General features: G+C 72.4%; 23 protein-coding genes and 1 tRNA gene. 18 read left to right on the top strand and 6 right to left on the bottom strand.

Translation table 11 applies throughout. From position 1 onward, the window contains the following. Nucleotides 1–21 precede the first annotated feature (21 nt). From ACFWP3_RS34660 to nudC, 3 genes are read left to right on the top strand one after another with little or no spacing between them, the layout of a single operon-like run. Nucleotides 22–3684: a UvrD-helicase domain-containing protein gene (locus tag ACFWP3_RS34660; RefSeq protein WP_384229146.1), complete on the top strand. Its 3663-nt coding sequence runs from the start codon at nt 22–24 to the stop codon at nt 3682–3684. Between the two features lie 10 nt (nt 3685–3694). Further along, nucleotides 3695–5101 (top strand): dipeptidase, encoded by a 1407-nt coding sequence (locus ACFWP3_RS34655; RefSeq protein WP_384229144.1) that lies wholly within the window; start codon nt 3695–3697, stop codon nt 5099–5101. A gap of 49 nt (nt 5102–5150) precedes the next feature. Then, on the top strand, nt 5151–6101 hold the full coding sequence (gene nudC, locus ACFWP3_RS34650; RefSeq protein ID WP_384229158.1) for an NAD(+) diphosphatase: 951 nt from the start codon (nt 5151–5153) through the stop codon (nt 6099–6101). 70 nt (nt 6102–6171) lie between these two features. Here the strand turns inward: nudC and ACFWP3_RS34645 are convergent, their stop codons facing one another. Beyond that, on the bottom strand, nt 6172–6432 hold the full coding sequence (locus ACFWP3_RS34645) for a mycoredoxin (protein WP_384229141.1): 261 nt from the start codon (nt 6430–6432) through the stop codon (nt 6172–6174). Between the two features lie 95 nt (nt 6433–6527). On the opposite strand from ACFWP3_RS34645, the gene ACFWP3_RS34640 reads away from it, so the two are divergent. The 5 genes from ACFWP3_RS34640 to ACFWP3_RS34620 all read left to right on the top strand — a co-directional run bounded on the left by ACFWP3_RS34640 (nt 6528) and on the right by ACFWP3_RS34620 (nt 10484). Next, the gene (locus tag ACFWP3_RS34640) at nt 6528–8756 is read left to right on the top strand and encodes an ATP-dependent DNA helicase UvrD2 (RefSeq protein ID WP_384229139.1); all 2229 of its coding nucleotides are present in this window, start codon (nt 6528–6530) and stop codon (nt 8754–8756) included. A 167-nt stretch (nt 8757–8923) separates the two neighbouring features. After that, nucleotides 8924–9247 carry a hypothetical protein gene (locus ACFWP3_RS34635; protein ID WP_384229137.1) on the top strand — a complete coding sequence of 108 codons (324 nt, stop codon included), beginning with the start codon at nt 8924–8926 and terminating at the stop codon, nt 9245–9247. A 195-nt stretch (nt 9248–9442) separates the two neighbouring features. Continuing rightward, nucleotides 9443–9814: a WhiB family transcriptional regulator gene (locus ACFWP3_RS34630; RefSeq protein WP_384229134.1), complete on the top strand. Its 372-nt coding sequence runs from the start codon at nt 9443–9445 to the stop codon at nt 9812–9814. Then, nucleotides 9811–10140, top strand: a complete 330-nt coding sequence (locus ACFWP3_RS34625; protein WP_384229132.1) for a hypothetical protein — start codon at nt 9811–9813, stop codon at nt 10138–10140. Before ACFWP3_RS34630 ends, ACFWP3_RS34625 begins: the two co-directional genes overlap by 4 nt. Before the next feature lie 137 nt (nt 10141–10277). Further along, entirely contained in the window at nt 10278–10484 is a 207-nt protein-coding gene (locus ACFWP3_RS34620) for a hypothetical protein (RefSeq protein ID WP_384229129.1), read from the top strand. 18 nt (nt 10485–10502) lie between these two features. On the opposite strand, the gene ACFWP3_RS34615 is transcribed toward ACFWP3_RS34620, so the two are convergent. Next, nucleotides 10503–11831 (bottom strand): ABC1 kinase family protein, encoded by a 1329-nt coding sequence (locus tag ACFWP3_RS34615; RefSeq protein ID WP_384229127.1) that lies wholly within the window; start codon nt 11829–11831, stop codon nt 10503–10505. A gap of 73 nt (nt 11832–11904) precedes the next feature. Next, on the bottom strand, nt 11905–13047 hold the full coding sequence (locus ACFWP3_RS34610) for a TOMM precursor leader peptide-binding protein (protein ID WP_384229125.1): 1143 nt from the start codon (nt 13045–13047) through the stop codon (nt 11905–11907). 228 nt (nt 13048–13275) lie between these two features. Between ACFWP3_RS34610 and ACFWP3_RS34605 the strand changes: the two genes are divergently transcribed. From ACFWP3_RS34605 to ACFWP3_RS34590, 4 genes are all read left to right on the top strand, one after another. Continuing rightward, nucleotides 13276–13815, top strand: coding sequence for a M48 family metallopeptidase (locus ACFWP3_RS34605; RefSeq protein ID WP_384229122.1), 540 nt, complete (start codon nt 13276–13278; stop codon nt 13813–13815). Nucleotides 13816–13947: 132 nt separating this feature from the next. Beyond that, entirely contained in the window at nt 13948–15591 is a 1644-nt protein-coding gene (locus ACFWP3_RS34600; RefSeq protein ID WP_384229118.1) for a TerD family protein, read from the top strand. Between the two features lie 20 nt (nt 15592–15611). Next, nucleotides 15612–16292, top strand: coding sequence for an AIM24 family protein (locus tag ACFWP3_RS34595; RefSeq protein WP_384229156.1), 681 nt, complete (start codon nt 15612–15614; stop codon nt 16290–16292). 17 nt (nt 16293–16309) lie between these two features. After that, on the top strand, nt 16310–17065 hold the full coding sequence (locus ACFWP3_RS34590; protein WP_384229115.1) for an AIM24 family protein: 756 nt from the start codon (nt 16310–16312) through the stop codon (nt 17063–17065). 63 nt (nt 17066–17128) lie between these two features. Here ACFWP3_RS34590 and ACFWP3_RS34585 read toward each other — a convergent pair whose 3' ends face one another. Together ACFWP3_RS34585 and ACFWP3_RS34580 are read right to left on the bottom strand one after the other, a co-directional pair. Further along, nucleotides 17129–17653, bottom strand: a complete 525-nt coding sequence (locus ACFWP3_RS34585) for an NUDIX hydrolase (RefSeq protein WP_384229112.1) — start codon at nt 17651–17653, stop codon at nt 17129–17131. Next, a complete protein-coding gene (locus tag ACFWP3_RS34580; RefSeq protein WP_384229110.1) occupies nt 17650–19092 on the bottom strand; it encodes a zinc-dependent metalloprotease in 1443 nt (480 codons plus the stop codon). Before ACFWP3_RS34580 ends, ACFWP3_RS34585 begins: the two co-directional genes overlap by 4 nt. 328 nt (nt 19093–19420) lie before the next feature. On the opposite strand from ACFWP3_RS34580, the gene ACFWP3_RS34575 reads away from it, so the two are divergent. The 4 genes from ACFWP3_RS34575 (at nt 19421) to ACFWP3_RS34560 (ending at nt 22763) form a co-directional block, all read left to right on the top strand. Continuing rightward, a complete protein-coding gene (locus ACFWP3_RS34575) occupies nt 19421–20482 on the top strand; it encodes an SDR family oxidoreductase (RefSeq protein WP_384229153.1) in 1062 nt (353 codons plus the stop codon). Between the two features lie 299 nt (nt 20483–20781). Continuing rightward, nucleotides 20782–21243 carry a molybdenum cofactor biosynthesis protein MoaE gene (locus ACFWP3_RS34570; protein ID WP_384229108.1) on the top strand — a complete coding sequence of 154 codons (462 nt, stop codon included), beginning with the start codon at nt 20782–20784 and terminating at the stop codon, nt 21241–21243. Between the two features lie 145 nt (nt 21244–21388). After that, nucleotides 21389–21586: a hypothetical protein gene (locus tag ACFWP3_RS34565; RefSeq protein ID WP_384229105.1), complete on the top strand. Its 198-nt coding sequence runs from the start codon at nt 21389–21391 to the stop codon at nt 21584–21586. 85 nt (nt 21587–21671) lie between these two features. Continuing rightward, the gene (locus ACFWP3_RS34560; RefSeq protein WP_384229103.1) at nt 21672–22763 is read left to right on the top strand and encodes a PDZ domain-containing protein; all 1092 of its coding nucleotides are present in this window, start codon (nt 21672–21674) and stop codon (nt 22761–22763) included. Between the two features lie 41 nt (nt 22764–22804). On the opposite strand, the gene ACFWP3_RS34555 is transcribed toward ACFWP3_RS34560, so the two are convergent. Beyond that, on the bottom strand, nt 22805–23392 hold the full coding sequence (locus ACFWP3_RS34555; protein ID WP_384229101.1) for a PPA1309 family protein: 588 nt from the start codon (nt 23390–23392) through the stop codon (nt 22805–22807). 120 nt (nt 23393–23512) lie between these two features. Between ACFWP3_RS34555 and ACFWP3_RS34550 the strand changes: the two genes are divergently transcribed. Then, the gene (locus tag ACFWP3_RS34550) at nt 23513–26416 is read left to right on the top strand and encodes a UPF0182 family protein (protein ID WP_384229099.1); all 2904 of its coding nucleotides are present in this window, start codon (nt 23513–23515) and stop codon (nt 26414–26416) included. A 49-nt stretch (nt 26417–26465) separates the two neighbouring features. Continuing rightward, nucleotides 26466–26540: transfer RNA gene (locus ACFWP3_RS34545), tRNA-Met, on the top strand.

The raw sequence follows: 26540 nt of genomic DNA, 5'->3' as shown, positions 1-26540 counted from the left end.
GCGGGCGGCTAGCCTTTTGAGGTGTCCGCGCGTCCGTCCGTCCTCACCGACCCCGAGCAGCTCAAAGAGCTCCTCGGTATCCCCTTCACGCCCGAACAGCTGGCCTGCGTCACCGCACCGCCCGCCCCCCAGGTGATCGTCGCGGGCGCGGGATCCGGCAAGACCACCGTCATGGCCGCCCGCGTGGTCTGGCTGGTCGGCACCGGCGCGGTCGCGCCCGAGCAGGTCCTCGGCCTGACCTTCACCAACAAGGCCGCCGGGGAACTGTCCGAGCGCGTACGCACGGCCCTCGCGCGGGCCGGCATCACCGACCCGGACCCTTCCCCCGCCGAGGCCGACGCCGCCGGCGGCGAGCCCCGCATCTCGACGTACCACGCCTTCGCCGGCCAGCTCCTGAAGGACCACGGCCTGCGCATCGGCCTGGAGCCCAGCTCCCGCCTCCTCGCCGACGCGACCCGCTTCCAGCTCGCCGCGAAGGTGCTGCGCGAGGCCCCCGGCCCCTACCCCTCGCTCACGAAGTCCCTCCCCGACCTGGTCAGCGACCTGCTCGCGCTCGACGCGGAGCTGTCCGAGCACCTGGTCGAGCCGGCGCAGCTGCGCACGTACGACACGGAGCTGCTGGGCACGCTCGCCGGCATCAACCTCACCAACGACGACCTGCGCAAGGTGCCCGAGGCCGTGCGCGGCCGCCTCGAGCTGCTGGAGCTCGTCGCCCGCTACCGCACCGCCAAACGCTCCCGCGACCTCTTCGACTTCAGCGACCAGATAGCCCTCTCCGCGCAGCTCGCCACCACCCGGCCCGAGGTCGGGGCGCTGCTGCGCGAGGAGTTCCGGGTGGTCCTGCTCGACGAGTACCAGGACACGTCCGTCGCGCAGCGGCTGCTGCTGTCCGGGCTGTTCGGGGGAGGCACCGGGCACGCGGTGACGGCCGTCGGCGACCCCTGCCAGGCCATCTACGGCTGGCGCGGCGCCTCCGTGGCCAACCTCGACGACTTCCCGGCGCACTTCCCGCAGGCCGACGGCGCCCCCGCCACCCGCCTCTCGCTCAGCGAGAACCGGCGCAGCGGCGGCCGCCTGCTCGACCTGGCCAACGGGCTCGCCGAACCGCTGCGCGCCATGCACGAGGGGGTGGAGGCGCTGCGCCCCGCGCCCGGCGCCGAGCGCGCGGGCTCCGTGCGGTGCGCCCTGCTGGAGACCCACGCCGAGGAGCTGGAGTGGCTCGGGGACTCCGTCGCGCACCTGGTCCGCACCGGGACCGAGCCGGGCGAGATCGCCGTACTGTGCCGGTCCGCCGGGGACTTCGCGCGGATCCAGGCCGTCCTGGTGGCCCGGGACGTGCCGGTGGAGGTCGTCGGCCTGTCCGGGCTGCTGCACCTGCCGGAGGTCGCCGACCTCGTCGCCGTCTGCGAGGTCCTCCAGGACCCGGGTGCCAACGCCTCCCTGGTCCGGCTGCTCATCGGCCCGCGCTGGCGGATCGGCGCGCGCGACCTGGCCCTGCTCGGCCGCCGGGCGCGCCTGCTCGTGGGCCGTTCGCCGTCCGGCCCGGACGCGGGGGACGCGGCGGACGCGGACGAACGGCTCGCGGCGGCCGTCGAGGGCGTGGACCCGGCGGAGATCGTGTCGCTGGCCGACGCACTGGAGACCTTCCTGGACGGGGCGGGCCTGTCCGACGACGGGCTGCCCTTCTCGGCCGAGGCCCGGGTCCGCTTCGCGCACCTCGCGCAGGAGCTGCGCGACCTGCGGCGGTCCCTCGCCGACCCCCTGATGGACGTCCTGCACCGGGTGCTGTCCGCGACCGGCCTGGAGGTCGAGCTCTCCGCCTCCCCGCACGCGCTGGCCGCCCGCCGCCGGGAGACCCTGTCGAACTTCATGGACGTGGCCGCTGGCTTTGCCGCCCTCGACGGCGAGGCGACCCTGCTGGCCTTCCTCGCCTTCCTGCGGACGGCCGCCCAGTACGAGAAGGGCCTGGACCACGCCCTGCCGGGCGGCGAGAACACGGTGAAGGTGCTCACCGCGCACAAGTCCAAGGGCCTGGAGTGGGACGTGGTCGTCGTCCCCGACCTGTCCGCCGGGGCCTTCCCGAAGGAGCGGGCGCCGGAGGCCTGGACCTCGTACGCGAAGGTGCTCCCGTACGCGCTGCGCGGTGACGCGCCCACCCTGCCGGCCGACCCGGCCTGGACCTCGGCCGGGCTGAAGTCCTTCAAGACGGCCCTGAAGGACCACAAGTCCGTGGAGGAGCTGCGCCTCGGCTACGTGACCTTCACCCGCCCCCGCTCCCTGCTGCTGGCCTCGGGCCACTGGTGGGGCCCGAGCCAGAAGAAGCGCCGCGGCCCCTCCGCCTTCCTGGCCGCGCTGTACGAGCACTGCGTCGCCGGCGCGGGCGAGATCGAGGCGTGGGCGGACGAGCCGGCTCCGGACGCGGAGAATCCGGCCCTGTCCGCGGAAGCCGCCCAGGACCACTCCTGGCCGCTGCCCCTGGACCCCCGCTCCCTGACCCTGCGCCGCTCGGCGGCGGCCCTGGTGCAGTCCTACCTGGCGGCCCCGCCCGCCCCGGAGCAGGACTCCCGCCCCGCCGCCCCGCCCGGACCGGCGGAGGACCCCTACCTGTGGCCCCCGGACTGCGAGGAGCCGCCGCCGTACGAGGACGAACCCTGGCCGGACGACGAGTGGCCGCTCCCGCCCCCGGACGCCCCGGACCCGGCCCCCGGCACCCCTGCCGACCCCGCCGGCCCGCTCCCGCCCGCCGAGCCCCGCTCGGGCACCCCGCTCGATCCCGCCGATCCCGGCCCCGGCGAACCGTTCGATCCCGCCGAGCCCCGGTCGGGCGGCCCGCTCCCGCCCGCCGAGGCCCGCTCGGCCGGCCCGCTCCCGCCCGCCGAGCCCCGCCCCGGCGGACCGCTCGATCCCGCCGAGCCCCGGTCGGCCGGCCCGCTCCCGCCCGCCGAGGCCCGCCCCGCGGTACCGCTCGTGCCCGAGGAGGCGCGGGCCGTTGCCTCCTGGGACCGGGACCTCGACGCCCTGGAGGGTGAGCTCCGGCGTGCCCGCGCGGCCGTCCGCGACGTCGAGCTCCCCGCCGCCCTGTCCGCCAGCCAGCTGCTCCGGCTCGCCGCCGACGAGGAGGGCTTCGCCCGCGACCTCGCCCGCCCCATGCCCAAGCCCCCGCAGCCCGCCGCCCGCCAGGGCACCCGCTTCCACGCCTGGGTCGAGTCCCGCTTCGACGAGCTCCCGCTCCCGCTGCTCGACGTGCTCGACCCCGTCACCGAGCTGCCCGGCTCCGACCAGGAGGTCGCCGACGAGGCCGACCTCGACTCCCTCAAGGCCGCCTTCGAGCGGAGCGAGTACGCGGACCGGCCGCCCCACCGCATGGAGGCCCCGGTCCAGCTCACCCTCGCCGGCCGCGTCATCCGCGGCCGGATCGACGCCGTCTACCGCACGGACACCGGCTACGAGATCGTCGACTGGAAGACCGGCCGCACCACCGAGGCCGACCCCCTCCAGCTCGCCGTCTACCGTCTGGCCTGGGCGGAAGCCACCGGCACCCCGCTCGACCAGGTCACCGCGGCCTTCCTGCACGTCCGCAGCGGCCGCGTGATCCGCCCCCGCAACCTCCCCGACCGGGCCCGTCTTGAGCGGATCCTCCAAGGCAAATCGGACACCGACAGTGACCATCAGGCGGACGGCTAGGCTCGGGGTCATGAGCGACACCCCGCCGGACAGCGTCGTCCGCACGTACATCGAGACCCACCGCGCCGCCTTCCTCGACGACCTCGCCGAGTGGCTGCGCATCCCCTCCGTCTCGGCGCAGCCCGAGCACGCGGGCGACGTCCGCCGCAGCGCCGAATGGCTCGCGGCGAAGCTCAAGGAGACCGGCTTCCCGGTCTCCGAGGTCTGGGAGACCCCCGGCGCCCCGGCCGTGTTCGCGCACTGGCCGAGCGAGGACCCGGACGCACCCACCGTCCTCGTGTACGGGCACCACGACGTGCAGCCCGCCGCCCTCGCCGACGGCTGGCACACCGACCCCTTCGAGCCGGTGATCCGCGACGGCCGCATGTACGCGCGCGGCGCCGCCGACGACAAGGGGCAGGTCTTCTTCCACACCCTGGGCGTCCGGGCGCACCTCGCGGCCACCGGCGCCGCCGCCCCCGCCGTGCACCTCAAGCTGATCGTCGAGGGCGAGGAGGAGTCCGGCTCGATCCACTTCCGCGACCTCGTCGAGACCCGCGCCGCCGAGCTCGCCGCCGACGTCGTGATCGTCTCCGACACCGGCATGTGGTCCGAGACCACCCCCACCGTCTGCACCGGCATGCGCGGCGTCGCCGACTGCGAGATCGACTTCCACGGCCCGGACCAGGACATCCACTCCGGCGCCTTCGGCGGGGCCGTGCCCAATCCGGCCACCGCCGCCGCCCGCCTCGTCGCCGCCCTGCACGACGACGCGGGCCGCGTCACCGTCCCCGGCTTCTACGACAACATCGCCGAGCTCACCGACACCGAGCGGGCGCTCATCGCCGAGCTGCCCTTCGACGAGTCCGAGTGGCTCCGTACGGCCAAGTCCCACGCGGCCGCCGGGGAGGCCGGGTACTCCACCCTGGAGCGCGTCTGGGCCCGCCCGACGGCCGAGGTCAACGGCATCGGCGGCGGCTACCAAGGCCCCGGCGGCAAGACGATCGTGCCCGCCTCCGCCCACCTGAAGCTGTCCTTCCGCCTGGTGTCGGGGCAGGACCCCTACGAGGTCGAGGCCGCCGTCAGGGACTGGGTCGCGGCACGCGTCCCGGCCGGGATCCGGCACTCCATCACCTTCGGCGCACCGACCCGCCCCTGCCTGACCCCGCTGGACCACCCGGCGCTGCGGTCGGTCGTACGGGCCATGGGCCGCGCCTTCGGCCAGAAGATCCGCTTCACCCGCGAGGGCGGATCGGGACCCGCGGCCGACCTCCAGGACGTCCTGGGCGCGCCCGTCCTGTTCCTCGGCATCTCGGTGCCCTCCGACGGCTGGCACTCGCCGAACGAGAAGGTCGAGCTGGACCTCCTCCTCAAGGGCGTCGAGACGACCGCCTACCTGTGGGGCGATCTGGCCGCGTCCCACCGCACATCCGCCTGACGCCCACCTGCCTGTCCCACCACCGGGGGAGTTGGAAGTACCCGTGAGCATCCAAACCGAGCGCCCGATCCCGACCGAGCGCCCGATCTCGCTGACCGCGCCCAGCGGAATCGACCGTGCCGCGCACCACCGCCTCGACGAGGCCTGGCTGGCCGCCGCCTGGAGCCACCCGACGACCCGCGTCTTCGTCGTCTCCGGCGGCCAGGTCCTGATCGACGACACCCCCGACGGGGGCACGGGCATCGTCATGACCCCGGCCTTCGAGGCCCCGGTCACCGAGACCCACCGCTACTTCCTGGGCACCGACGAGGACGGCGTACGGTACTTCGCGCTGCAGAAGGACGCGCTGCCCGGCCGCATGGACCAGTCGGCCCGCGCCGCCGGCCTGCGCGAGGCCGGACTGCTGCTGTCGCCGCGCGACGCGGGGCTGATGGTGCACGCGGTCGCGCTGGAGAACTGGCAGCGGATGCACCGCTTCTGCTCCCGCTGCGGCGAGCGCACCGTGGTCGCCGCGGCCGGGCACATCCGCCGCTGCCCGGGCTGCGGCGCCGAGCACTACCCGCGCACCGACCCGGCCGTGATCATGCTGGTCACGGACGACCAGGACCGTGCGCTGCTGGGCCGCCAGGTGCACTGGCCGGAGGGTCGCTTCTCCACCCTGGCCGGGTTCGTGGAGCCGGGCGAGTCGATCGAGCAGTCCGTCGTCCGCGAGGTGTGGGAGGAGGCGGGCGTCAGGGTGGGCGAGGTCGAGTACGTGGCCAGCCAGCCGTGGCCGTTCCCGTACAGCCTGATGCTGGGCTTCACGGCCCGCGCCGCCAGCTCCGAGATCACGGTGGACGGCGAGGAGATCGAGGAGGCCCGCTGGTTCTCCCGCGAGGACCTGCGCACGGCGATCGAATCGGGCGAGGTCGTCCCCCCGGCCGGCGGCATCTCCATCGCGGCCCGCCTGGTGGAGCTCTGGTACGGCAAGCCCCTCCCCAAGCCCGCTCCCACCACCTGACGCGGGCCCGCACCTCGTACGCAGAAGGCCCCCGCCGGGGCGGGGGCCGCTCTGTGCGCACGGACGGGGATCAGACGGCGAGGGCCTGCTTGACCTGGGCCAGGCTCGGGTTCGTCATGACGGACTCGTTGCCCGCGGGGGACGTCACCAGGACCGTGGGGACCGTCTGGTTGCCGCCGTTGGCCTTCTCCACGAACGCCGCGGACTCCGGGTCGAGCTCGATGTTGATCTCGTTGTACGCGATGCCTTCGCGGTCCAGCTGGGTCTTCAGCCGGCGGCAGTAGCCGCACCAGGTGGTGCTGTACATCGTGACGGTGCCCGTGTCCTGCATGCTGCGCTCTCCTTCGTGGGGGCTCGGTGGTCCGAGTAGTCGAACGTACGGGACGGCCCGGCCATTCCCGTGGGCCCCTCCCGTAAGTACGACGGATGCAGGCGGCCTGTGGACAAGTTTCCCGGCCGACCCACGAGACCTGGCAGCATGGCGGGGTGACACCAGCAACGCACTCCCCATCCTTCGCCGGTTCCGTCGACTCGGCCGACGCGGTGCTCCTGGGCCTGGACCCGGAGCAGCGCGAGGTCGCGACGACCCTGCGCGGGCCGGTGTGCGTGCTGGCGGGCGCCGGTACCGGCAAGACCCGCGCCATCACCCACCGCATCGCCTACGGGGTCCAGTCCGGGCAGCTCATGCCGGCCAGTGTGCTGGCCGTCACCTTCACCAACCGGGCCGCGGGAGAGATGCGCGGCCGCCTGCGCACTCTCGGCGCGGGCGGGGTCCAGGCCCGGACCTTCCACTCGGCCGCCCTGCGCCAGCTCCAGTACTTCTGGCCCAAGGCGATCGGCGGGGACGTGCCCCGGCTGCTGGAGCGCAAGATCCAGTTCGTGGCCGAGGCCGGCGCGCGCTGCCGCATCCGCCTCGACCGCGGCGAGCTGCGCGACGTCACCGGCGAGATCGAGTGGGCCAAGGTCACCCAGACGGTGCCCGCCGACTATCCGGCGGCCGCCCTCAAGGCGGGCCGCGAGGCCCCGCGCGACCTGGCCGAGATCGCCCAGATCTACGGGACGTACGAGCAGCTCAAGCGCGACCGCGGCATGATCGACTTCGAGGACGTGCTGCTGCTGACCGTCGGCATCCTCCAGGACCGCCACGACATCGCCGAGCAGATCCGCGCCCAGTACCAGCACTTCGTCGTCGACGAGTACCAGGACGTCAGCCCCCTCCAGCAGCGGCTGCTCGACCTGTGGCTCGGCGAGCGCGACAGCCTCTGCGTCGTCGGCGACGCCAGCCAGACGATCTACTCCTTCACCGGCGCCACCCCCGACCACCTGCTGAACTTCCGCACCCGCTACCCGCAGGCCACGGTGGTCAAGCTGGTCCGCGACTACCGCTCCACCCCCCAGGTGGTCCACCTCGCGAACGGCCTCCTGAACCAGGCGAAGGGGCGGGCCGCCGAGCACCGCCTCGAGCTGGTCTCGCAGCGCGAGCCCGGCCCCGACCCGGCCTACGCGGAGTACCCGGACGAGCCCGCCGAGGCCGAGGGCACCGCCCGCCGGATCCGCGACCTGATCGCGGCGGGCGTCCCGGCCGGCGAGATCGCCGTGCTCTACCGGATCAACGCCCAGTCCGAGGTCTACGAGCAGGCCCTCGCCGACGCGGGGGTGCCGTACCAGCTGCGCGGAGCCGAGCGGTTCTTCGAGCGGCCGGAGGTCCAGAAGGCGAGCCTCGCGCTGCGCGGGGCCGCCCGGTCCGGTGGGAACGACCCGCTGCTCGACGATGTCGTCGAGCTCGGCTCCCAGGTCCGCGCCGTGCTCAGCTCCACCGGCTGGACGGCCGAGCCGCCGGCCGGCTCCGGGGCCGTGCGCGACCAGTGGGAGTCGCTGGCCGCGCTGGTCCGGCTCGCCGAGGACTTCGCCCGCGGCCGGCCCGGAGCCACCCTGGCGGACCTCACGGTCGAGCTGGAGGAGCGCAAGGCCGCCCAGCATGCCCCGACGGTCCAGGGCGTCACCCTGGCCTCGCTGCACGCGGCGAAGGGCCTGGAGTGGGACGCCGTGTTCCTCGTCGGCCTCACCGACGGCATGATGCCGATCACGTACGCCAAGACCGACGAGCAGATCGAGGAGGAGCGCCGGCTGCTGTATGTCGGCGTCACCCGGGCCCGGCTGCACCTGGGCCTCTCCTGGGGGCTCTCCCGCGCTCCGGGCGGCCGGGCCTCCCGACGGCCCAGCCGCTTCCTGAACGGCCTCCGGCCGGGCTCCGCGGCCCCGGGAAGCGGGTCGGGCGCCGCGGCCGAGCGTGCGGTGGCCCGCAAGCGCGGCCGCCGGGGGCCGGTGCTGTGCCGGGTCTGCGGCAAGACCCTGACCGAGGCCGGCGAGCTGAAGCTGATGCGCTGCGAGGACTGCCCGTCCGACATGGACGAAGGGCTCTACGAGCGGCTGCGCGAGTGGCGCGCGGTCCAGTCGAAGCAGCAGGGCCTGCCCCCGTACTGCGTCTTCACGGACAAGACGCTGATGGCGATCGCGGAGGCCGCGCCCTCCGAGGGCGGCGAGCTGTCGATGATCTCCGGCGTGGGTGGACGGAAGCTCGAGCGGTACGGAGCCGATGTGCTGGCCATCTGCGCAGGTCAGGAGCCTGGGGCCGGAGAGTCTGACGACGCGTAGAAACTCGTCGGAAAAATAGTTTGCACATGCCCAGCGAATCCCCATAGGTTCTTAGCAACGGAAACGGTGGCTTCTCCGGAGCCCTGGATCCGTGCTGTACTTATCCGAATACGCATGGGACAGGCCCCCGGGCCCCGTCCCCGAGACGCCGAGAGGAGGCGAGACCAGTGACCAGCTTCATGACCTTCACCAAAATGACCGATCGCTCGGTCGACGCTTCCTGCCTGCTCGGTTCCGTCTCCCTCCTGGGTACCGGTCTGTCCGCGATTCCCGCGGCCGGCCCCGCCCTGCTGGCGACCCTTCCGGTCAGCGAGCGCAATGAGCGACCGACCCAGGCACCGGCGGCAGTACTGGCAGCAGAAGCTCAGGCGCATGGCGCCTATGGCTTCGCCGCCGCAGCCGGTGCCGGATCCCTGACGAAGCAGACGAAGCAGCAGCACCACCTGATGTGGGCCTTCCGCGGGCTCGAACCCTGGAGTGATCCAGCCTGATCGCATGATCTGGCCGGCGCCTTCAGGGCCGCGGAACCCCACCCGGGATCCGCGGCCCTTCTGTTTGTCCCCGAACGGGGACGACACAGCGAAGGGGCCTCGGGACTGGCAGAGCCAGTCGGTGTGAGGACAGCCCAGCCGAACCCGGCCGACCGGCCGGAACGACTAGCCGAACAAGACGAGGAAGAAACCACCGTGCAACTCGAAGCGCACGCCCCGTCCGTACCGCAGACCCAAACGATCTCCCCGCCCGCAGTCCCGGAGGACCACACCTTGACCCCGCTCACCGCGCTCACCGCGCTCGACGACGCCATCGAGAACCTCGGCGTACCCGTCCCCTGCCGCACCTTCGACCCCGAGGTCTTCTTCGCCGAGTCCCCGGCGGACGTCGAGTACGCCAAGTCCCTCTGCCGCACCTGCCCGCTCGTCGAGGCCTGCCTCGCCGGAGCGGTCGAGCGCCGCGAGCCCTGGGGTGTCTGGGGTGGCGAGCTCTTCGTCCAGGGTGTCGTCGTCGCCCGGAAGCGTCCCCGTGGCCGCCCGCGCAAGAACCCGGTTGTCGCGGCATGACCGCCATCGGAACCATCGACCGCCCCCTGACGCACGACCCCCTGAAGCAGGACCTCATGACCGCCTTCACCACGAGCGAGCAGCCCCACGGCGCCGCCCACGCAGACTTCATCACCACCGGCGCGATCACCTCGCGTCAGAACAGGACCCGCGAAATGCAACTCATCCCAGAAGCCCTGGCTCGTGCCCATATGGACGACCGCATGCGTGAGGCCGACGCCGAGCGTCACGCCCTGCGCCTGGTCGCCGCCCGCCGCATGCAGCGGCGAGCCGAGCGCGTCTCGCTGCGCGCCCGCCGCGCGCTGGCCATGGCCGTCATGCAGTAAGCGCACGCGGCAAGGCCGCACGTGCCGAGAGGCATGCGCTCAGAGCAGAGAAACAGTCCGGGGGACCGGCCCGAAGGGGCCGGTCCCCCGGTGCGTTGCGAGGGGCTGTCCACCCCGTACGGCGATATCGTCTGGAGGTGGACCAGCCGACTCCCCACCCCGCCCAGCCGGGTCCCGAGACCCAGCCCGTCGTCTGCGCGCGCTGCGGCGCCCGGTCTCCCGACGGCGCCCCGATCACCTGGACCTGCTCGGTGGAGAACGGGACCAGACAGTACTTCTGCGTCGACTGCGCGCGCGCCCATCTCCGGTCGATCGAGGGCAGGCTCGACTCCGCCTGGTGGTGACGGCGACTGCGCCGCCCGTCACTCCCCGGGAGCGAACCCCGGCAGCCAGGTGTCCAGTTCGTCCCGCAGCCGCACCGTCGCGCCCAGCTGGCACAGCACCCCGATGGTGCTCAGCGTCACCCGGTGGATCAGCAGGTACGAGGGCGGCAGGTTGATCTGCCGGCCCAACTGGTGTGCGGGGGACCGGGGATCGGCGATCCGCGCCGCCTGGCCGCGCAGCCACGGGCGGGTGAAGGTGAACTCCTCGGCCTCGGCGGGCTCGATGATCGGCTTCAGGTAGTCCAGCACCGCGTCGGGGTCCAGTTCCACGGACTCCTTCACGAAGCCCTCGCCGCACAGGTGCCCGTAGACACCCTCGGCATCGCCGTCCAGCGTCATCCGCAGCGACCTGCCGATGGGCTTGGGCCAGCCGCCGGGCAGCCGGTCCACCGTGCCGAAGTCCAGGACGCCCAGCCGCATCCGGCCGTCCGTGCCCGATATCAGCCGGAAGTTGCCCGGGTGCGGGTCCGCGTGCAGCAGCCCGGTGCGCGCCGGCCCGGAGAAGAGGAAGCGGGCCAGCAGCTGTCCGGCGCGGTCGCGCTCCTCCTGCGTGCCGTCGGCTATCACCTCCGACAGCGGCGTCCCCTCGAGCCACTCGGTCACCAGCACCTGGTCGCCCTGGTGCACGACGTCCGGCACGACCACATCGGGGTCGTCGACGAACGCGTCCGCGTGCGTCCGCTGGGCCTCGGCTTCCAGCTCGTAGTCGAGCTCCTCCGAGACCCGGTCGCGCAGCTCCTTGATCAGCGGCTTGATCTCCATGCCCGGGATCAGCGGGCCCAGCAGGCCCGCGAACCGGCCCAGCTGCTTCAAGTCCGACAGGAGCGCCTCACCGGCACCCGGATACTGCACCTTGACCGCCACCTGCCGGCCGTCGTGCCACACCGCCCGGTGCACCTGCCCGATCGAGGCCGCCGCGGCCGGCTTGTCCTCGAACTCCTCGAACAGGTCCCGCCAGTCCGCGCCCAGCCGGTCCGCGAGCACCTGGTGCACGGTGGCCGCGGGCAGCGGCGGGGCCGCCTCCTGGAGCTTGGTCAGCGCGGCCCGGTAGGGCCCCGCCACCTCCTCGGGCAGGGCCGACTCGAAGACCGACAGGGCCTGCCCGAACTTCATGGCACCGCCCTTCAGCTCCCCGAGCGTGCGGAACAGCTGCTCGGCGGTGCGCTGCTGGAGCTCGCGCGCCACGATCTCGGCCGACTTGCCGCCGATCCGCTTGCCGAGGCCCCAGGTGGCCCGACCCGCCATGCCGAGCGGCAGCGCGGCCAGCTTGACGGTACGGGTGACCGCCTTCCGGGGAAGATCAGACATACGCCCCTCCATGTCCCAGACAGCTGCGCCGCAAGCGGCGGTTCGGGAGTACCCCTCCAACCCACGCATCCTGTCATGGCCCTCCCGGCGGGTCCGCTCCCGATCCTTCCCCGGCGCCCTGCGCCACCGCCTGCCTGCCGGCGTTCGCACCGCACGGACAGCCGGGATGGGGCAGGAGCGGGCTGTGCTCCCAGTGCAGCCCCGGCAGGGCGGCCTCCCAGCGGGACGCGGTGGAGGCGGGCAGTTCGCCGTCGAGGAAGGACAGGGCGTGGGCCGCGGCCAGCCCCGCCACCGCCGTGGACAGCCCCAGATCGCAGGCGGCGCCCGCCCGGCGGCGGTGGGCCGACCGCCACTGCACCAGCATCCTCGGCCAGGCGGGATCCCGGTCCACGCGGTCGCGCTCCATGCATCCGGCGCACGCGGTCGCCCCGGGCAGCACCAGCGGCCCCACCAGCCCGGTGCCCTCCAGCACCCCCGCATACAGGTGCGGGATCCCCGCCGCGACCCAGGCGGCCGCGGTGTCCGGATCCGGAGCCCAGGCGTGCAGCCCGTCCCGCGGCGCGACCACCACCAGGGCGAGCCCCGGCTCCGGGCCCCCGCCCTCCCCGGCCCGCGGGGCGCGCGCCGGGGCCGACTCGCGCACCAGCCCGCCAGCCGCCTCGGCCCGCAGCCGGCCCACGCTCCCGGGACCGAGCCCGCCCGGGGCCACGTCCCCCGGCTCGACCCGGCCGCCGTCGAGCACCTCGACCCCGCCCACGCCGGCTCCCGCCAGGACCGAGGCGATCAAGGCGCCCACCCGGCCGCTCCCGCGCACCTGGACCCGTATCGCCCGGCGCGCGGCGATGCCCCGCAAGTCCCCGCCCGGTTCGCGGTGGACCAGGGAGAGCGAGCCCAGATCGGGCCCCAGCCGCTCCAGGGCCTCCGGCCGCCCGCGCACGGCCTGGGCCCGCGGGCCGCCCGCCGTGGCGTCGTCGATCAGCCCGGCCCCCGCCAGCCGCCGCACCAGCTCGTCCGCCTGCCCGTCCGGCAGCCCCATCCCGGAGGCCTCGGCCCGCAACAGCTCCATCCGCCGCGTCCCGTCGATCCGGTCGATGAACGCGCCCGTCGCCGTGTCGACCGGGCCGAGCACCACCGCATGCGCCGGGGTCACCCCGAACTGCACCGTCTGCAGATCCCGCCACGCCCGCGCCAGCGCAGGCTTCACCTTCGGATACATGGCCGTCCCCCTCGATGTCACGTACGGCGCTGCCGCCGCCGCCCCCTTCTGCCTTCCTCCGCCACAGTGCCCGTCCCCCGCGTTCCGTGCAGAGATTTGTCCACAGGCAAGGCCTATTAGGCATATGAGATGGAGAAATAGTGCGTTCGGGATACCGGCCGCGCATCGATCGCGTTCGAACCCCGGACGCGCGGGACTTCCGCGACGGGTACCGGGTACCGTCGTGGCGTGTCCGCCGACCCACCGCAGCGCGCCGTCGAAGTCCGCCGGAGCGCGCGCCGCCGCAGGACCGTATCCGCCTACCGCGAGGGTGACCGTACGGTCGTCCTGATCCCTGCCCGGATGTCGGAGGCCGAGGAGCAGCGCTGGGTGGGCGTCATGCTCGACAAGCTCGCCGCGCAGGAGAGCAAGCGCACCCTCGGGGACGCGGAGCTGACCGAGCGCGCCGAGCGCCTGTCCGAGCAGTTCTTCGAGGGCCGGGCCCGCCCCCGCTCCGTCCGCTGGGTCACCAACCAGAACACCCGCTGGGGCTCCTGCACCCCGGCCGAGGGCAGCATCCGGCTCTCGCACCGCCTCCAGGGGATGCCCGAGTACGTCGTCGACTACGTGCTCCTGCACGAGCTGGCGCATCTCCTCGTGCCCGGCCACGGACCGCGCTTCTGGGCGCTGCTGGAGGCCTACCCCCGGACCGAGCGGGCCCGCGGGTACCTGGAGGGAATCGTCGCCGCCGAGCGCCTGCCGAAGGTTCCCGCAGCCCGCGACGAATAGCCCGGCGCGCCGGCCCGGGCCGTCACGCACGGTGATATGTACCGGGTCGGTACCGACTTGGCCGGATGTCGGCCGTTGCCGTTAGCCTGAGCGGCACGCATTCACAGTCGGGATGGGGGACGGTCGTTACGTATGGCAAGGGAATTCCAACGGGGCCACAAGGCCAAGATCAGTGATCTGACGGCGGGCACCGATCTGTACGTGGGTGTCCAGATCGCCGGGCCCGGACTCACCTTCGACATCAGCTGCTTCGGCCTCGACGCGAACGAACAGCTGTCGGATGACCGTTACTTCGTCTTCTTCAACCAGCCGAAGTCGCCCGAGGAGTCCATCCAGCAGCTCGGCGCGCAGGCCGGTGACACGGAATCCTTCCGGGTGACCCTGGACCGCGTGCCGGCGTCCATCCACAAGCTGTCCTTCACCGCCACCATCGACGGCGCCGGCCAGATGTCCCAGGTCGGCCCGGGCTACATCCGGATCGTGGCCGGCGGCGAAGAGGTCGTGCGGTACGCGTTCAACGGCTCGGAGTTCACCACCGAGCGGGCCGTGATGCTCGGCGACTTCTACCTCAAGGACGTGTGGCGCTTCGCCGCCGTCGGCCAGGGTTTCGACGGCGGACTCGACGCACTGCTCAGGAACTTCGGCGGCGAGGTCGCCGAGGAGCAGCCGCAGCAGCAGGCACCGGCCGCCCCGGCAGGCGCCGCGGCGCCCGGATTCGCCCCGCCGCCGCAGGCGGCCGCCCCGGCCCCGGCCCCGTCGTTCGGCGCCCCGCCCCCGCAGGTCCCGGCCCCGCAGCCGCCGGCTCCCGCGCCCTCCTTCGGCGCACCCGTGCCCGCCGCCGCGCCCGCCCCGGCTCCCGCGCCCGCCCCGCAACCGCAGGCGTACCCGCAGCACAGCGCGCCCACCATGGCAGCGCCCTTCGCCCCGCAGGCCCCCGCGCCCTACGGGCAGCCGCCCCAGCAGCCCTCCTACGGCCAGGTCCCGCCGCCCGCCCCGGCCCCCGCCCCGTACGGCCAGCAGCCGGGCTACGGCCAGGTCCCGGGCCAGCCGCCCGCCTTCGGCCAGGTCCCCGGCCAGCAGCCGGGCTACGCCCCGCAGGCCGCGGCCGCCGCCGGAGCCGGTCTCGCCGCCGCCCTCCAGCCGTACAAGGAAGCCCCCACGGGCGCCCGCTGGACCCCGCAGAACCAGCAGCTCATGCGCGTCGACCTGTCGATGGGCGGCCAGGCCGTCCTCGCCCGCCAGGGCAGCATGGTCCTCTACCAGGGCAAGGTCGACTTCAGCTACAAGGGAGCCGGCTTCGCGGGCCGCATCGTCGGCAACGCCACCGGCCAGGAGATGCAGCTCATGCGCTGCACCGGCCGCGGCCAGGTCTTCCTCGCCGAGAACGGCGCCCACCTGCACGCGATCGAGCTCCAGGGCGACGCGATCTGCGTCTCCGCCGAGAGCGTCCTCGCCTTCGACGAGTCGCTCCAGCACGAGGTCCGCCGCATCGAAGGCCACGGCATCCCCGGCGGCGCCCTGTTCACCATGCAGTTCCAGGGCACCGGCACGGTGATCGTCAAGACGCACGGCGTCCCCGTCGTCCTGCCCGTCACCCCGACCACCTTCGCGGACAGCAACGCCATCGTGGCCTGGTCCGCCGCCTCGCAGGTGATCATCTCCAGTCAGGTCCGGCTCCGGCGCAACGCCTACCCCGGCCACAGCGGGGAGACCGTGAACCTCCAGTTCCGCGGCGCTCCCGGCAACTTCATCGTCGTCCAGCCGTACGAGGTCTGAGGGAGCCCGATATGAACGCAATGAACCAGCAGCTCGCGGGCTTCGCCCCGACCCCCGTCACGGCCCGCATGGAGAACCACGGCCGGGCCATGCTCAAGGTCGCCATGCAGAGCGGCCAGGACCTCTTCGCCCGCACCGGCTCGATGGTGGCCTACGAGGGCTTCGTCCAGTACGAGCCCAACCCGCCGGCCGTGCGCCAGATGGCCTCCCAGTGGCTCACCGGCGAAGGCGCCCCGCTGATGAAGTGCACCGGCGACGGCCTGCTCTACCTCGCCGACTACGGCGCGGACGTGGTCGTCATCAACCTCAACAACGACGCGCTCTCCGTCAACGGCACCAACCTGCTCGCCTTCGACGCCCACCTCCAGTGGGGCGTCGAGCGGGTCAAGGGCATGGCCAAGTTCGCCGGGCAGGGCCTGTTCAACGTGTCGATCGCCGGCACGGGCTGGGTCGCGCTCACCTCGCGCGGCACGCCGATCGTCGTCGACTGCGGCCGCGGCGAGGACGAGACGTACGTCGACCCGGACGCGCTCGTCGCCTGGTCGCCGAATCTCAAGGTCAAGGGCAAGCGCAGCTTCAAGGCCTCGTCGATGATCGGCCGGGGCAGCGGGGAGGCCTACCAGATGGCCTTCTCCGGCCAGGGCATCGTCGTCGTACAGCCCAGCGAGGACAGCACCGACCGGCTCCGGGCCCGGGGCTGAGGGGGAGCGGACACATCATGCAGAGCGCACTTTTCGCCCACGCCGAGGCGCAGTCCCAGGACCGGTACACCGTCCAGAACCCGCAGCTGCTGCGGGTCTCGCTGACCGGCTCCGACGACGTACTCGCGCGCAAGGGCGCCATGGTCGCCTACCAGGGGATCATCGACTTCGACGGCGAGTACCAGAGCGCCAACCAGCGCGGCGCCCGCCGCCGCACCGGAGAGGGCCTCGACCTCATGCGCTGCTCCGGGCAGGGCACGGTCTACCTCGCCAACCTGGCCCAGTACGTGCACGTCGTGGACGTCGACCAGGACGGGCTCACCGTCGACAGCAGCTACGTGCTGGCCCTGGACTCCACGCTGCACACCGAAGTCATCGCGGTGGACAGCCAGTACGGAATCTCCGGGTCCGGCAAATACCAGCTCAACATCAGCGGCCGCGGCAAGGTCGCCCTGATGACCTCCGGGCAGCCCCTGATGCTCCAGGTCACGCCCGACAAGTACGTCAACGCCGACGCGGACGCGATCGTCGCCTGGTCCACCTCGCTGCGGGTGCAGATGCAGGCCCAGACGCACTCCACCGGCGTCTGGCGGCGCCGCGGCAACACCGGCGAGGGCTGGGAGCTGAGCTTCCTCGGCACCGGTTACGCCTTGGTGCAGCCCAGCGAGGTGCTGCCGCCGCAGAACGCCCAGATCGGACAGGGCGCCGCCGCCCAGTTCGGCATGGGCCAGCACGGCGCGCACGCGCAGAACCAGAACAACGCCTGGAACTAGCCCTCCGGAGCACGGCGAAGGGGCGGCCCCGCGGAAGGGGCCGCCCCTTTCGTCATGCCGGGCTCACAGCCGCGCGAGGGTCGCCTCCAGCAGCCGTACGACCGAGGTGTCGGCCACCGCCGCCACCTCCTCGTACGGGAACCAGCGCAGGTCCAGCGACTCCTCGCTGATCTCCGCCTCCGCCCCGGCCGGGGCCAGCGCCGCGTACTGCACGTCCAGGTGCCAGTTGCAGGGCGCCGGGATCGGATGCCGGTCCAGACGCACCGGGCCGCCGGGCAGCAGCGTCAGGCCCGACGCGATGCCCGACTCCTCGCGGGCCTCGCGCAGCGCCACCTCGGCGAGGGTGGTGTCGCCGGGCTCGCAGTGGCCGCCCATCTGCAGCCACATGCCCAGCTTCTTGTGCAGGGTCAGCAGGACCCGCCGCCGCTCCGGGTCGATCACCAGCGCGCTGCCCGTCACGTGCCCGGCCCGGCAGGGCTTGTAGACCCCGTCCGGATGGGCGGCCAGGTGCTCCAGGTAGACGTCGCGCAGCTCGGGCTGGCCCTCGTAGCCCTTCAGGACGAGGACCGCGTCTTCGTGCAGGCTCACTTCTTCTCGTCGCCGTCCTGGTCGCCGTTGCCGTCGTGCTTCTCGTCGTGCTTCTCGTCGCGCTTCTCGGCGGCCTCGCCGAGCATCTTGTCGATCTCGGAGAAGTCCAGCTGCTCGCGGTGCACGAAGCCGTCCGGGTCGTCCAGGTCCGAGGCCGTCGGCAGCATGTCCGGGTGCTCCCACAGGCCGTCCCGGCCGTCCACACCGCGCGCGTCGGTGAGCGAGGCCCACAGCCGCGAGGCGTCGCGCAGCCGGCGCGGGCGCAGCTCCAGGCCGATCAGCGTCGCGAAGGTCTGCTCCGCCGGGCCGCCGGAGGCGCGCCGCCGCCGCATGGTCTCGCGCATCGCGTCCGCCGAGGTCAGCCGGGTCTTCGCGGCCTCGTGGACCACCGCGTCGACCCAGCCCTCGACCAGCGCGAGCGCCGTCTCCAGGCGGGCCAGGGCGGCCTTCTGCTCGGGGGTGTCCTGCGGCTGGAACATGCCGCCCGCGAGCGCTTCCTGCAGCTGCTCCGGGTTGGAGGGGTCCAGCTGCCCGACCACGTCCTCCAGCTTCGAGGTGTCGACCTTGATGCCGCGGGCGTAGCCCTCGACCGCACCGAACAGGTGCGAGCGCAGCCACGGCACGTGCGCGAAGAGCCGGGCGTGGGCCGCCTCGCGCAGGGCCAGGTACAGCCGCACCTCGTCCAGCGGCACGCTCAGGTCCTTGCCGAAGCTCTCGATGTTCAGCGGCAGCAGAGCGGCCTTGCCGGCCGGACCCAGCGGCAGCCCGATGTCGGTGGAGCCGACGACCTCGCCCGCGAGCACGCCCACGGCCTGCCCGATCTGCTGGCCGAACATGGCCCCGCCCATCGAGCGCATCATCCCGAGCAGCGGGCCCGCCATGGCCTGCATCTCCTCGGGGAGCACCCCGCCCATGGCCGCGCCGACCCGCTCGGCGACCGGGTCCACGAGCTCCTTCCACACCGGGAGGGTGGCCTCGACCCACTCGGCGCGGCTCCACGCCACGGCCGTGGTCGCGCCCGAGGGCAGCGAGGTCACGCCGTCCAGCCAGTGGTCGGCCAGCCGCACGGCCTCCTCGACCGCGGACTTCTCGGCGACGCCGACGCTGGTGTCCTTCACGCCGTCCGCCGTGCCCTGTGCGACGGTCTGGCGGGCGATGTCCTTGGCCATGTCCCAGTTCACGGGACCGCCCTCGTAGCTGAGCATCTGGCCGAGCTGCTGGAAGGCCGCACCGAGGTCGTTCGGGTTCATCGAACCGAACATCGCGGCGAACGGGTTGTCCGCACCGCCCGGGCCGCCGGCGCCGCCCGGCAGGCCCATGCCCGGGAACCCGAACGGATTCGGGCCGCCCTGGCCGCCCTGGCCGCCCTTCTTCTTGCCCTCGTCGCCGTTCTCCGGCTCCTCCGGCGGAAGGCCGAATCCGAATGGGGTGTCACTCACGGGTTTCCTCGGCTCGTAGGGCCGTCGGCGGGAGCCGACGGGCATTGGTCCCGACAACACCACCCAGCGTAGACACCACACCCGCTTCGGGGCTCGGTGCTCCGCCGACTCCTGGGCTGCGGCAGGATGGACGTCACCTGGTAGGTACGCGTCACGGCGCGTCCCTACTGAAGACAACCGCTGGAGACGCCTGGTGAGTTCCCCGGATCCGCACGCTTTGGGCAAACACGGCTCGGACAAGCACGACCGCGCGCCGCACGACGCGGAAATCCGCGCCGAGCACGGCGAGGACGCTCCCGGTGTTCGCCAGCCGCGAAACGAGGCCGGCCTGCCGCGGCGCAGCCCCGTGATCGCCGTCACCGGCGCCGCCTCGGGCGTCGGCGCGGCGCTGGTGGCCCGCCTGGCCGCCTCCGACGAGGTCAAGCAGGTCGTCGCGATCGACGAGCGGCGCGGTGACTGCGCGGCCGCGCAGTGGCACGTCCTGGACGTACGGGACCCCGCCATCGCCGAGAAGCTGCGCGGCGCGGACGTGGTCGTGCACCTCGCCCTGGACCTGGACCTGGAGACCGACCCGGCGGCCCGTACGGCGTACAACGTGCGCGGGACCCAGACCGTGCTGACCGCCGCCGCGGCGGCCGGGGTCCACCGCGTCGTGCTGTGCACCTCGGCGATGGTCTACGGGGCCCTGCCCGACAACGACATCCCGCTCTCCGAGGACTCCGAGCTGCGGGCCACCGCCGAGGCGACCGGCGTCGGCGACCTGCTGGAGATCGAGCGCCTCGGGCGGCGGGCGCCGCGCGCGCACCCGGGCCTGAACGTCACGGTCGTCCGGCCCGCCGTGCTGGTCGGCGGCACGGACACCGCCCTGACCCGGTACTTCGAGTCCCCGCGGCTGCTCGTGGTCGCCGGGTCCCGCCCCACCTGGCAGTTCTGCCACGTGGAGGACCTGGTCAGCGCACTGGAGTACGCGGCCCTGGAGAAGGTCGAGGGCGAGCTCGCGGTGGGCTGCGAGGGCTGGCTCGAGCAGGAGGAGGTGGAGGAGCTCAGCGGGATCCGCCGCATGGAGCTCCCCTCGGCGGTCGCCCTGGGGGCCGCGGCCCGGCTGCACCGCATCGGCCTGACGCCATCCCCGGCCGGGGACCTCGCGTACACGATGCACCCGTGGGTGGTCAGCGTCAGCGGGCTGCACGCGGCGGGGTGGCGGCCGCGCTGGACCAACGAGGAGGTGCTGGCGGAGCTCCTCCAGGAGGTCGCGGGCCGGCACACGGTCGCGGGGCGGCGGCTCGGGCGCAAGGACGCGGCGACGGCGGCCGGGGCGGCGGGGGCGACGGTGGCGTTGCTGGGTGCGGCGGCGGCGGTGCGGAGGGCGCGTAAGCGGCGCGGGATCTGACCGGTCGGCTCCCGCCGGGGGGTGCGGCGCCGCTGCTGGGGCTCCGCCCCAGACCCGCGCCTCAAACGCCGGCGGGGCTGGATTTTGGCTGGGCTGGAGGGGTCGGCGCGGCTCAAAGATCGGGGCTCCGCCCCGGGCCCCGCGCCTCAAACGCCGGCGGGGCTGGGAATGCCGGCGGGCTGGGAGGGGCTGTTGAGGGGCCGTTTCTGGGGGTTTCTGTAGGAGGCTCCCAAGGGGCGGCGTTCGGCACGGGTGAATCAGCTATTTCGCCGCGTCAGCGGCTAAGGCACGATGAAGGCATGGCACCGCACTTCGATCACCCCGGCGAGCAGGCCGCGCAGGACCCGATCCGGCTGCTCGCGATCCGTGACACCCCGCTCTCGATCGACGAGGTCTTCCGGGCCGTCGGCGACGACGCGACGGGCGGCACGACGCTCTTCGTCGGCACGGTGCGCAACCACGACAGCGGGGCGGACGTCGACTCCCTCGGCTACTCCTGCCACCCCACCGCCGAGGCCGAGATGCGCCGGGTCGCCGAGCGGGTCGTGGCCAAGTACCCGGTCCGGGCGCTGGCCGCCGTGCACCGCGTGGGCGACCTGTCCGTCGGCGACCTGGCCGTGGTCGTCGCCGTGTCCTGCCCGCACCGCGGCGAGGCCTTCGAGGCCTGCCGGATGCTGATCGACGACCTCAAGCACGAGGTCCCGATCTGGAAGCACCAGACGTTCTCCGACGGCACCGAGGAGTGGGTCGGCGCCTGCTGAACACCCGGTCGTGGAGCTACCCCCGGAAGGCGGTACCCTCGCACCCGTTCGGCCGCGCAACACGCCCTCGATTTGCGTAACCCCCTCCCGGGCATGAGCGTTGAAGCCACCAACGACATGTACTCAGGGGTAGGGAGGCAGGCCCATGGCGTCTCTGGCGTGGTTGCTGATTCCGCTGTTCGCCGCGATCGGTGCGGGCATATGGGGCAGCTGGGCGGCACGCGACCGCACGCAAGGCGACATATCCGAGCTCGCGGGCTACGCGCGGTTCCGCGAGGCCATGGGCAATGCCGAACAGGCCAAGGCGAAGGCACAGGCGCACTCCGGCTCCGACTCCGTCTGAGATTCCCCTGAGAGTTCCGCGTACGGCCCCCGTACGGACCGGCCCCAGCGGCCGCCCGCCAGGGCCGTCCCGTACTGTCGGATCCATGCCACGCCGCACTGCGACGATGCTCGCTTCCACCCTCGTGCTGTTCGCGCTGCTCTGCGCAGGAGTGTTCATCAAGGTCCCGTACTCCGAGATGAGCCCCGGCCCCACGGTGAACACGCTTGGGGACTCGCACGGCGAGCCCGTCCTCAACATCTCGGGGCGCAAGACGTACCCCACCAGCGGTCACCTCAACATGACGACGGTCCGCGTCACCGGCGCGGACTACGACATGAACCTGCTGGAAGCGGTGTACGGGTGGCTGACCGACGACAACATCGTCGTGCCGCACGAGAACCTCTACCCGGACGGCAAGACGGAGGAGCAGTCCTCCCAGGAGAACGCCGAGGAGTTCAGCCAGTCGCAGCAGAGCGCCAAGGTGGCAGCCCTCAAGCAGCTCGGCATCCCGGTCTCCGCCCGCGTCATCGTCGCCTCCGTGGTCAAGGCGAGCCCCTCGGAGGGCAAGCTGCACGCCGGTGACGTCATCAAGGCGGTGGACGGCGCCCCCGTCACCGCCCCCGAGGACGTGGCGAAGCTCGTGACCAAGCACAAGCCCGGCGAGCCCGTCGAATTCACCATCGTGCCCGCCGCCGAGGCGGCCGAGGCGGCGAAGGCGAACCGCGAGCCCACCGGCTCCACCAAGGTCACCATCACGGCGGGCAAGGCGGAGGGCGACGGTCACGCCATCGTCGGTATCCGGGCCGGGACCGACCACACCTTCCCGTTCACGATCGACATCAAGCTCGCCGACGTGGGCGGCCCGAGCGCCGGCCTGATGTTCGCCCTCGGGATCGTCGACAAGCTCAGCCCCGAGGACCTGACCGGCGGCAAGTTCGTCGCGGGCACCGGCACCATCGACGACACGGGCAAGGTCGGCCCCATCGGCGGCATCCAGATGAAGACCATCGGCGCCCGCCAGGCCGGCGCCCGGTACTTCCTGACGCCCGCCGACAACTGCGCGGCCGCGGCCGCCCACGTGCCCGACGGGCTGACCCTGGTGAAGGTCTCCACCATCGAGGACGCCACGAAGTCGCTGGAGAAGATCAGCAAGGGGGACGCGGCCGGGCTGCCGCAGTGCAGCGCCAAGCCCTGACCCCGCCCCCTGCCCCACCGGTCCGCGCGCGGACCCGGCGGCTACGAGAAGGTCGCCGCCAGCGCCTCCGCCAGCCCGGGCACCAGGCCCCCGCCGGTGAGGACCTCGGTCGAGGAGTCCTTCTCGCGCAGCCGTACGGCCGACTCCCGCGACCCGTCGCGCAGCACGGCCACGGTCAGCCGGACCTCCTGCCGCTCCGGGTGTCCGGCGACCCACTTCGTCAGCTGCTTGTCGCTCAGCCCCTCCGGTACGGAGGCCTCCGCGGACGGCGGCAGCATCAGCCGCTCCACCGTCAGCGCGCAGCCGACGACCGCGTCGGGCCAGGCGATGGTGCCGAGGAACTTGTCGAGGGGGGTCCCGGCCGGGACCTCGTCCTGCTCGATCGGGGTGAGGGAGGACTTGCCGGCGTCGTCCTGGTCGAGGCCGAGCTGGCTCGCCAGCCGCGGCTCCTGCTTCTTGAGCCGGGCGGTGTCGACGAGGGCGAACAGCCGGGCGGGCTTGTCCCAGCCGAGGCCGGCCGCGTACTCGTCGATCTCGAGACAGGCACGGGTCAGCGGGCTGGCCGCCATCGGCCCCGCCGACGGAGTCGGCTTGTCGGGCGGTGTGGGGGAAGGCGAAAGGTTGGACATGGACAACATCCTGCCTCCTTTCCACCGGATACCGGGAACTGACTAAAGCCTCAGTAAGTTCCATGAGTGGGCTCTACGATCGGGGGCCCCGTTGAATACCAAACCCAGCGACTTTCAGAGGTGCGCACCTTGGCTTTCCAGATGCCGGACCGCGGCGGAGGCCCTTCGGGGCCACGGATGAGAGTCGGCCGCCCGTCCAGGCGAGCCCGCACTCTCCTGATGACCTTGGGCGTGCTGGCTGTCCTGGTCATGCTTTTCATCATGTTTGCGGGCTTCTGGACGGACTGGCTCTGGTTCCGCTCCGTGAAGTACTCCACCGTCTTCACCACCACCCTGTGGACCAAGATCGGCCTCTTCGCCATCTTCGGCCTGCTGATGGCCGGTGCCGTCGGGTTCAACATCTGGCTGGCGCACCGGCTGCGGCCGCCGCTCAGCGCGATGTCGATGGAGCAGCAGAGCCTCGACCGGTACCGGATGAGCGTCGCCCCGTACAAGAAGTGGCTGCTGCTGGGCATCGCCGTGCTGGTGGGCCTGATCGCGGGCGCCTCGGCGGCCGGCCAGTGGAAGACCTGGCTGATGTTCGTGAACGGGGTGCCCTTCGGTCAGAAGGACCCCGAGTTCCACCTGGACGTGTCGTTCTACACGTTCGACCTGCCCTGGTACCGCTTCCTGCTCGGCTTCGGCTTCGCCGCGGTCGTGCTGTCGGTGATCGCCGCGGCCGTCGTGCACTACCTGTACGGCGGACTGCGCGTGACCAGCCCGGGCGCCCGGGCCACCGCCGCGGCGACCGGCCACCTGTCGGTGCTGCTCGGCCTCTTCGTGACGCTCAAGGCGATCGCGTACTGGCTCGACCGGTACGGCCTCGCCGTGAAGTCCAGTGACTTCAAGGCCGCGGACAACTGGACCGGCCTGCGCTACGTCGACGCGAACGCGTACCTCCCGGCGAAGACGATCCTCGTCGCCATCGCCGCGATCTGCGCCGTGCTGTTCTTCGCGACGCTGTGGCGCCGCACCTGGCAGCTGCCGGTCATCGGCTTCGGCCTGATGGTGCTCTCGGCGATCCTGATCGGCGGGCTGTATCCGGCGATCGTGCAGAAGTTCCAGGTCCAGCCGAACGAGCAGGCCAAGGAATCGCCGTACGTCCAGAAGAACATCAAGGCGACGCGCGACGCCTACGGGATCGCCGGCTCCGAGGTCAAGGACTACCCGGGCGTCCCGACCGCGGGCACGGACAAGAACCAGCTGCGCAAGGCGGCCGACACGACCGCCAGCGTCCGCCTGCTCGACCCGAACATCGTCTCGCCGGCGTTCCAGCAGCTCCAGCAGGTCAAGGGCTACTACGCCTTCCCGTCCACGCTCGCCGTGGACCGGTACAACGGCCAGGACACCGTCATCGGGCTGCGCGAGCTGAACATCGCGGGCATCCCGAAGAACAACTGGATCAACGACCACTTCAAGTACACGCACGGCTACGGTGTGGTCGCGGCCAAGGGCACCACCGTCGGTGACCAGGGCGCTCCCGACTTCACCCAGTCCGACCTGCCCTCCAAGGGCATGTTCGGCACGGACTTCGAGCAGCGCATCTACTACGGCGAGCAGACGAAGCAGTACTCGATCGTCGGCGGGCCGCAGAAGGAGCTCGACTACTCGGACGACAAGGGCGAGAAGGAGACGAGCTACACCGGCAACTCCGGCGTCAGCCTCGACAACCCGATCAACCGCGCCGCGTACGCGCTGACCTTCAGCGAGCCGCAGATCCTCTACTCGGGGGCCATCGGCGAGGGCTCGCGGATCCTGTACAACCGCACGCCCAAGGAGCGCGTCGAGGCCGTCGCCCCGTGGCTGACCATCGACGGCGCCCCGTACCCGGCGGTCGTCGACGGCAAGGTCAAGTGGATCGTCGACGCGTACACGACCACCAACGGCTACCCGTACGCCTCGCGCACCACCCTGGGCCAGAGCACCGCGGACTCGCTGACCAACAGCCAGCGCGCGGTCGTGGCGCAGGAGAACCAGGTCAACTACATCCGGAACTCGGTGAAGGCCACCGTCGACGCGTACGACGGCACGGTCGACCTGTACCAGTGGGACACCCAGGACCCGGTCCTGAAGACCTGGATGAAGGCGTTCCCGGGCACGGTGAAGCCCAAGAGCGAGATCTCCAAGCCGCTCATGGACCACCTGCGCTACCCGCAGGACCTGTTCAAGGTCCAGCGCGAGCTGCTGACCCGCTACCACGTCACCGACCCGCAGACCTTCCTCAGCGGCAGTGAGGCCTGGGCCGTCCCCGACGACCCGACGACCAAGGCCGGCACGGCGGTTCCGCCGTACTACCTGTCGATGAAGCTGCCGGGCCAGACGGAGAAGGACCAGGTCTTCTCGCTCACCACGACGTTCACGCCGAACGAGCGGGACAACCTGAGCGCCTTCATGTCGGTCAACGCCGATCCGGGCACCCCGGACTACGGCAAGATCAGCGTCCTGAAGCTGCCGACCAGCAAGCCGGTCGACGGCCCCAAGCAGGTCCAGAGCAAGTTCCAGTCCGAACCGAAGATCGCCGAGTCGATCCGCCTGCTGCGCGGTGGCGACTCGGAGGTCGAGTACGGAAACCTGCTCACGGTCCCGCTCGACGGCGGCATGCTCTACGTGGAGCCGGTGTACGTGCGCAGTTCGGGGCTGAAGTACCCGCTGCTGCGCAAGGTGCTGGTGACCTACGGCGGGCAGACGGCCTTCGAGGACACCCTGGAGAAGGCGCTGAACGTGGTCTTCGGGGCCGAGGCCCCGACCACGCCCGTGCCGCCGGTCCAGCCCCCGGGCGACGGCACCGTGACACCGCCGACCGCCGCGGACCCGACGGTGAAGGCGGCGCTCGCCGACGCCCAGCGGGCCATCGAGGAGGCCGAGAAGGCCCGGCAGGCGGGCGACTGGGCGGCCTTCGGCAAGGCGCAGGAGGACATCAAGGCGGCGCTGAAGCGGGCGATCGACGCGGAGGCGAAGCTGACGGCTCCCAAGCCGGGAGGCTGACCGCCGACGGTCATGGCTCCGTCCCGCGTCGTGATACTGTGGTTTCACCGACGCGGGGTGGAGCAGCTCGGTAGCTCGCTGGGCTCATAACCCAGAGGTCGCAGGTTCAAATCCTGTCCGCGCT

The sequence above is a fragment of the Streptomyces sp. NPDC058525 genome, assembly GCF_042719495.1.
In the GTDB taxonomy this organism is placed as follows: domain Bacteria; phylum Actinomycetota; class Actinomycetes; order Streptomycetales; family Streptomycetaceae; genus Streptomyces.
This window is presented reverse-complemented; position numbering and strand designations above follow the sequence as displayed.